Raw genomic sequence first — 431 nt, 5'->3', positions numbered from 1 at the left:
CGCGACCCCCTCCCCCCCCCCCCCCCGCCCCGGCGCTTCTCGGCGTTGTGAGGGCGGGGCGCGGAGGCGTGGGGGGCGCGAAGATGTGCGGCGCGGAGACGCGGGCGCGGAGACATGGGTGCGCGCACTGCTGAAGGCGTAGGGCGTCTACGCAATCCTCAAATCAAGCTCTGAATGTCGTTCAAGAGGCTTCAACCACCGCCGTACACGGGCAGATTGTCGTCACACGGGGCCCGCCGGCACGGGGGCGGCGGGCCTCGACGGGGGAAGCACGATCCACGGGGGAAGCACGGTTAACGGGGGAAGCACAGTTCACGGGGGAGCACGAAAAGGGGGGGGGGGGGCGCCCGCGCGGGGAGGGCCCCCCCCCCCCCGCCGCGGGGGGGCTGAGCCCGACGCCCGCACACCGGCACGAGCAAGAACGCCGACCC

The sequence above is a fragment of the Streptomyces sp. NPDC059010 genome, assembly GCF_042740355.1.
Classification (GTDB): Bacteria; Actinomycetota; Actinomycetes; order Streptomycetales; family Streptomycetaceae; genus Streptomyces.
Note: the sequence above shows the minus strand (reverse complement) of the source record.